Genomic DNA, 7,024 nt, shown 5'->3' with positions numbered 1-7,024 from the left:
CCTTGCTGGGGCTCACCTGGAAGGAGGGGGACTTCTCGTCGTGGAAGGGGCACAGGCCCTTGAGGTTGCCGTACGCTGCGCGAGCCGCTGCTCCAGAACACCCTGTGGGAGGCCGGGGCAAAGAAGCTCAAGGCGGCTCAGGAAAAGCTCGACAAGCTCCGCGAGGACTTGGCGAACTACGCCGAGAAGGTCCGCGACAAGGTCATCAGCACGGGCGACGTGACCAAGGTCCAGGACGCCACCTTCGAGACGATCTCGAACTCCCTGAAGAACGCAGTTGAGCAGGCCAAGCGCTTCGCGACCGTGCTCGCGAAGCTCAAGAAGCTCGGCCTGAATCAGACCTCGTTCGATCAGATCGCCATGGCCGGACCGGAAGCCGGACTCGCCGCAGCCGAGGCCATCGCCAACGCGGGCGCGTCGGGCGTGGCCGAGGTCAACGAGCTGCAAAAGGAGCTGGAGAAGTACGCCACGAAGGCCGGGTCCACCGCAGCGCACTACATGTACGACGCGGGGATTCAGGCGGCCGAGGGCCTCGTCAAGGGCCTGGAGGCTCAGCAAGGCGCGATCGAGAAGCAGATGCTCAAGATCGCCGACTCGATGGTCAAGGCCATCAAGAAGGCTCTCGACATCCACAGTCCTTCGCGTCTGTTCCGCAAGCTCGGCTCCTTCGTCGGCAAGGGCTTCGGCCTGGGTGTCGAGGACGAGCGCGGGCGGGTCGAGCGCGCGACCAACGCGCTTGCGTCGAGCGCTACCTCCGGGGTGTCCCGCGAGGTCACGGCCGCTGTCTCTGGCGGCCTCTCGGTGGCTGGCTCGGGCCAGGCCGCGACGAAGGTTCTCAACTACTACGCAGGTTCCGGAAGCTCCCTCTCGTCCGAGGAGGAGCTGTTCGCGGCTGCCTCGCGGGCAAGGATGGTCGGCTGGTGAAGCTGGAGCTGAGTTCGTCCTCGGACAGGCTCAACCTGGACGGGTTCGAGATGGAAGGAGTTGGGTTTCAGGCCCTCGCCGGGGCAACCGGCCTGGGCCTGCCCCAGCTCTCCGTTCAGTGGCTCGAAGGCGCAGGGGACGGCGCCGCCTACCGTGGGCGGCGCGTCCTCCCCCGCGACATCGACATCCCCCTCGACATCGTGGGGCGGGACAGGGTCCACCTCTCCGAACTGGTCACCCGCCTCGCGCGGGTCCTGGCCGACGAGAACGGCCTCACCCTGACGTACATCGACAACGGGGGGCTGCGCTGGTCTACGGCAGTCGCCTGGATCGGCGGGGGCGAGATGGACACGGGCGCTGGCTCGCGCGATGTCCAGACTGTCATCACCCTGCGGGCGCCGAGCCCGTACTTCCTCGCCGAGTCCCCGCAGACAGTCGCCATCGGCGGGGCCTCGTCGGGCGCGTTCCTGTCGTCCATGTCGTCCATGCCGCTGGCCTCGTCGCAGGCTATCGGCTCCGTGTCGCTCTCCAACGAAGGCGACGTGGCCGCCTACCCCGTGTGGGAGGTGACCGGTCCGGGCGACAACTTCAAGGCGATCAGTCCCGCCGGCCGAACCCTGCACTGGACGGGGACGCTCACGGCCGGACAGAAGCTCGTCGTTGACATGGGGGCTGGCACGGTCAAGGACGGGACCGGAGCGAACCTGTACGCCTCGCTGGCTGCGGCCCCGCACTTCTGGTCCATCCCGCCGGGCGTCTCGACGGCGACGGCCTCCCTTCTCAACACGACGAGCGCCAGCCGGGTCGTGTGCTCCTGGCGACCTCGTAAGTGGGTGGTGATCTAGTGCGACAAGAGGATCTCCTCGTCGAGGTGCGTGACAAGACGCTGACCCGCGTCGGTGCCATACCCGCGGATCTCCTGACGATGGACGCGGAGGACATCCACAACAACGTCGGGACGTGGAAGCTCAGCTTGAACGCCGAGCACCCGCTCGCCGCCGTCCTGTCCACGCCCGGCGCAGGCATCATCGTCACCGGCCCCAGCGACGTTCTGTTCTCGGGGCCGGTGACGAAGACGGAGAACGCCGTCACGGCGACTGACCCTCTCGGCACGCTGACCGTCGAGGGCGTGGACGACACGATCATCCTGGCGGACATGCTCGCCTGGCCGGAGCCGACCAACGGGGACGCCTCGACGCAGGCCCGTGCCTTCGACGATCGGACCGACGCGGCCGAGACGCTCATGCACTACTACGTCAACGCGAACTGCGGCCCGAGCGCGCCGACCAACCGGCGCCGGGCCGGGCTCATCATGGGCACGAACGGCGCGCGGGGCGCGATCGTCAGCAAGGCGGCCCGCTTCCAGCAGCTCGGCGAGCTGTGCAAGGAACTGGCGGAGCCAAACGGCCTCGGCTTCCGGATCGTGCAGCGCGGCTCGAACCTCGTCTTCGAGACGTACGCGGTCGCCGACCGTACGAAGGAAGCCCGTCTCGGCGTCGTGAACAACACGCTCGCGGGCCAGCGGGTGTCGGTGTCGACTCCGGCAAAGACCCGAGTAATTGTGGGCGGCGATGGAGACGGCTCGAACCGCCTCTTCGTCCCCGTCGACAACGCCGACTCGATCGCGGCCGAGACGGACTGGGGCCGCCGGATCGAGAACTTCATCGACGAACGGTCCTCGACCGACACGGCCGAGCTGACACAGAAGGGCACGGAGGCCCTCGCCGATGGCGGCACAACCGTCAAGGCTGCGCAGGCCGTACCGATGGAGGACAGCGCCCTCGACTTCGGGCGTGACTGGTTCCTCGGCGACAAGGTCTCCGTGATCGTCGGCAACACGGAGATGGCGGCCGTCGTCACGGGCATGGTCCTGAAGGTCGACTCGGACGGCTACCGGCTCGGCGCCACCCTGGGCGACCCCACCCCGCTTTCCTCTGACGCGGCGGCGGCTGCCGCGCAGAAGGACTTGGAGTCCCGCGTCTCCTCGCTGGAGCGCACAGCCGAATCCACCCCGCCCGGCGCGCGGGTCATCCCGTACACCGGTATCACCCAGGCGACGCCTCCTTCGGGGTACCCGCAGGGCGAGACGGTTCAGTTCTACTTGAGCGCCACCGCCGCAACCCAAGGCGGATGGGACTTCAGCGGTAAGTACGGCATCGTCACCACCCAGGTATGGACCGGCGGTGACGCCGTGCAGATGTGGCGCCGCGTGCACTCGAACACCACCCCGCACGAGATGTGGGTTCGTGGTGGCAACACAACCGGCTGGTCTCCCTGGCGGCAGGTCGCATTCGACAGTCAGCTCACCGCAGCGAACTACACGCAAACCTCCCTGCCGACCGCCTACCCGCACGGTGACTCTTGGCTGGTGCTGGACAGCACGCAGGCGAGCGCGGGCGGCTGGGCCTTCGCGAGCGCCGGGTACGGCGTCCTGCGCACCTTCCGCAACCCTGGCGGCACGTATGCCCACCAGCGCTGGAGCCGCCTGAGCACCTCCGAAGGCACGCAGGACTGGGAGCGCAGCGGAAGCGACGAGAGCGGCTGGTCTCCCTGGCGGCAGGTGGGCTTCGACGCCCAGTTGATCCCCTCCCAGTACACCCAAAGCTCTCTGCCCGGCGCGTACCCCTACGGCGTGTCCACGCTGACGATGACCGAGTCACAGGCCAGTGCCGGCGGATGGGCCTTCGGCACCGGAGGCAAGTACGGAACGCTGCGCACGGTCCGCCCGACCGGCAGCACCTATGCCCACCAGACATGGCTACGGCTGAGCCCGACAACGGTCGAGGAGTGGACCCGCACAGGCAACGACGCGGCGGGCTGGACGGCTTGGCGCACCTCCGCCTTCAACGAGAAGGCCGCGAAGGGCGTGCTCGCCATGCAGACGCTCGCCACCTCGGCATACGTCGGCGACACGTCGACCCTGATCTACTCGCAGCAGTTCACGGCCGAGGCGGGACGCTGTTACAAGGTCGTGCTCCGGATCGCCGCCGTGGACACGGACGGCACGGGCGACAACAGCACCGTTCGCTACGCCAAGCAGGGCGCCTACACCACCGTTCGCTGGGCGGCCGGGTCGACGGTCACCACAACGAGCACGCTCGTTGGCGACGCCTTCAGCACGACCTTCGACGACGACTCGAACACGGCGACCGGCCTCGACATCAACTGCTACATCAACAACCCCCCGGCCGGACTGATCACGGTCGGCGTCACGCTCAACACCCGCCGGGCCGCAGCGACGTACGGAATGGTCCGCTACCTGCCGGGCTCCCTGTCGCAACTGGTCATTGAGGACGCGGGCGCGGCCCTTTAAGGAGTCACCCTCTTGGCAATCACCTCCTACCCCTTTGACGCCCAGGTCGTCACCGAGACGCAGTACAGCCAGATGTTCCGCGAGTTCCAGGACTCGGGCGTCGCGACCTCGTACGGCGCCTCGGGCTTCTACGTGACTGCTGCAACCGGCATGAACGTGAACGTCGGCTCGGGCCTGGCCTTTCTTCGCGGGCACATGGTGCAGTCCACCGCGACGGAGACGGTCGCGATCCCTACCGCCGGCACCGCGGTTCGAGTAGACCGCGTGATCCTGCGTCTCGACCCGTCGCTGAACTCCATCGTCCTGGCGGTGAAGCAGGGCACCTCGGGCTCGACTACCCCGGCCGCGCTGACCCAGACGGACACGGGCATCTTCGAGATCGCCCTCGCGAGTGTCACGGTGAACGCCAATGTGACCTCGATCGTCTCCGGGGACATCACCTCGACCCGGCCGTTCGTCGGCTCGCGCGTCGGCGCGTGGGGTACGAACACGCGGCCCACGTCCCCGCGCTACGGGCAGCTTGGCTTCAACAACTGGACGACCTCTTGGGAGTTCTGGAACGGCTCGGCCTGGACCCCACTCCTGTCCTCCGTGGACTGGTCGAATCTGTCCGGCAAGCCCGCGACGTTCCCGCCGTCCGCGCACAGTCACAAGTGGGCGGACATTACCGACGCGCCCACGTCCCTACCCCCGACGTCTCACACTCACGACTGGTCGCAGGTCACCAACAAGCCGACGGCTTTCGCCCCGACCGCACATGAGCACGACTGGTCGGAGCTGAACAACGTCCCGGCGACATTCGCGCCTTCGTCGCACTCCCACTCCTGGTCGAGCATCACCTCGAAGCCCTCGACGTTCCCGCCGTCGTCCCACTCCCATTCGTCCTACCTGGAGGCCGGGGACACGATTGCGTGGGCCAACGGCACGAAGCGCGTCCACAACGACAGTGTCAGCGGCTCCGGGACGTACTACGCGGTGTGGGTTCAGGGCGACGGCACCTTCGCGCGGAACACCTCGTCCCGCCGCTTCAAGCAGAACATCCGGGACATCGACATCGACCCCGAGGCAGTTCTGTCCCTGCGTCCCCGCGTCTACGACCGGCGCCCGAAGGAAGAGGGCGGCGACTACCTGCGGGACGAGTTCGGCCTGATCGCCGAAGAGGTCGCGGAGACGCTTCCCGAGATCGTCACCTACGACGAAGAGGGACGCATCGACGCCCTGCGCTACGACCTTCTCGGCGTTGCCCTTCTGTCCGTCGTGCAGGACCAGGCCGAGCGCATCGAGCGTCTGGAGCAGCTCGTAAGGGACATGTCCCGATGAGCCTTGACCCGAACGTTCAGGTTGCTCTTGTCTCTGCCGGCGGAGTGGTCACCGCGGCCTTCATGGGCGTCCTCGTCGAGCTGGTCAGGCGCCAGGGGACAGCCCTCGCCGAAGTGCGCGAGCACGCGCAGGAAGCCCGCGAGCAAGTCTCCAACACCCACAGCACGAACCTGCGAGACGACTTGGACCGCGTGATCTCGGGACTCGATCTCGTCCTCGCGGGACAAGCCGAGCACAGCCGGGACATCCGCGAGTTGCGCGCCGAGCTGTCCCACGAGCGCGTCGAGCGCATGGCCGTCTCTGAGCGTCTCGACACCCACATCTCTTCCGCTGTCCTGCGCGACAGCTGACCCGATTACGTCCCCTGCGGCCCCGCCTGGTGCGGGGCCTTTGTCATGCCCGGAGGTATGTCCCGTGTCTGTCTCGATCGTCAGCCGTAAGTCCTGGGGCGCGAAGCCCTGGAACGGTGACCCCGCCGAGGTCCCGCTGTCCAAGCGCACCGAGTTCTTCGTCCACTATCACGGCGGTGTCCCCGCCCACTCGACCGGCGTTGCTGTCCCGCGCGAGGTCGAGAAGATCCACGTTGGCCAGGGCTGGGCCGGGACTGGCTACAACTTCATGGTCGACCAGAACGGGACCGTCTACGAGGGCCGGGGCTGGGACCTTCAGGGCGCCCACTGTCCCGACCACAACGTCTCCGGGTTCGGCGTGTACGTCGCCATCGGCGGCGACCAGAAGCCCTCGGACAAGGCGCTCGCCTCGGTGCGTGCGCTGTACGACGAGGCGTGCAAGCGGACCGGCCGGGCCCTGGCCAAGCGGGGACACAAGGACGGCTTCGCGACCGCCTGCCCCGGCGTCCATCTGTACCAGTGGGTGAAGGACGGCATGCCTGCCCCGAAGGCGGCCGAGCCCGAGAAGCCGAAGCCGCCGGCACCGAAGCCCGCTCCGAAGCCTGCCCCGAAGCCGGTCTCGAAGATTGTCGGCCTGAACGCGGCGGTGAAGCCGGGCGCCAAGCACGCCCAGGTGAAGGAGCTTCAGCAGCTCCTCGTGAAGGCCGGGTACGGCCCCATCGCGGGCGCGTACACCACCTTCTACGGTCCGGAGACTCAGCGAGCCGTGGCCCGCTTCCACGACCGCAACCCGAAGTTCCGCAGCGGCCTGCACGACCCGCGGATCGGGCCCCAGGGCTTCATCGCTCTCCAGAAGCAGGCGGGCCGCCGATGAACAAGCACCGCAAGCCCATGGGGGTCTTCCTGTCCGCCCTGCCCGTCCGCTACCGCTCGCGCGCTGGGGCCGTCATCGCGGCCCTGGGCGTCCTGGTGAGCATCGCCGCCATCGTCTACGCCGACAAGCCCGAAGTCGCTCTGATCGTTCAGGTGGCGACAGCTCTGGGCCTGGTCGAGCGGCCCGACGCCGAGTAACACTGCGCCCCCTTGGTGGCCCTCGCGGGTCGGCAGGGGGGCGCTT

At 67.9% G+C, this 7,024-nt stretch carries 7 protein-coding genes and 1 pseudogene; 7 read left to right on the top strand and 1 reads right to left on the bottom strand.

The genetic code is table 11. From position 1 onward, the window contains the following. A pseudogene (locus ABT360_RS18615) lies at positions 1–79 on the bottom strand (CHC2 zinc finger domain-containing protein); the annotation flags it as partial. Positions 80–168: 89 nt separating this feature from the next. Between ABT360_RS18615 and ABT360_RS18610 the strand changes: the two are divergent. From ABT360_RS18610 to ABT360_RS18580, 7 genes are all read left to right on the top strand, one after another. Then, on the top strand, positions 169–924 hold the full coding sequence (locus tag ABT360_RS18610; protein WP_351817113.1) for a hypothetical protein: 756 nt from the start codon (positions 169–171) through the stop codon (positions 922–924). Then, on the top strand, positions 921–1,769 hold the full coding sequence (locus ABT360_RS18605) for a phage tail domain-containing protein (protein WP_351817110.1): 849 nt from the start codon (positions 921–923) through the stop codon (positions 1,767–1,769). The genes ABT360_RS18610 and ABT360_RS18605 overlap by 4 nt, the downstream gene beginning before the upstream one ends. Beyond that, positions 1,769–4,237 carry a siphovirus ReqiPepy6 Gp37-like family protein gene (locus tag ABT360_RS18600; RefSeq protein WP_351817107.1) on the top strand — a complete coding sequence of 823 codons (2,469 nt, stop codon included), beginning with the start codon at positions 1,769–1,771 and terminating at the stop codon, positions 4,235–4,237. The genes ABT360_RS18605 and ABT360_RS18600 overlap by 1 nt, the downstream gene beginning before the upstream one ends. 12 nt (positions 4,238–4,249) lie before the next feature. Next, on the top strand, positions 4,250–5,557 hold the full coding sequence (locus ABT360_RS18595; RefSeq protein WP_351817104.1) for a tail fiber domain-containing protein: 1,308 nt from the start codon (positions 4,250–4,252) through the stop codon (positions 5,555–5,557). After that, positions 5,554–5,907, top strand: coding sequence for a DUF2746 domain-containing protein (locus ABT360_RS18590; protein WP_351817101.1), 354 nt, complete (start codon positions 5,554–5,556; stop codon positions 5,905–5,907). The genes ABT360_RS18595 and ABT360_RS18590 overlap by 4 nt, the downstream gene beginning before the upstream one ends. Before the next feature lie 64 nt (positions 5,908–5,971). Continuing rightward, on the top strand, positions 5,972–6,781 hold the full coding sequence (locus ABT360_RS18585) for a peptidoglycan recognition protein family protein (RefSeq protein ID WP_351817098.1): 810 nt from the start codon (positions 5,972–5,974) through the stop codon (positions 6,779–6,781). Next, positions 6,778–6,978 carry a DUF7439 family protein gene (locus tag ABT360_RS18580; RefSeq protein WP_351817096.1) on the top strand — a complete coding sequence of 67 codons (201 nt, stop codon included), beginning with the start codon at positions 6,778–6,780 and terminating at the stop codon, positions 6,976–6,978. The genes ABT360_RS18585 and ABT360_RS18580 overlap by 4 nt, the downstream gene beginning before the upstream one ends. Positions 6,979–7,024 lie beyond the last annotated feature (46 nt).

Origin of the sequence: Streptomyces sp. NPDC000229 (genome assembly GCF_040300825.1) — a bacterium.
GTDB lineage: Bacteria > Actinomycetota > Actinomycetes > Streptomycetales > Streptomycetaceae > Streptomyces.
Note: the sequence above shows the minus strand (reverse complement) of the source record. Positions and strands in the feature narration are given on the sequence as shown.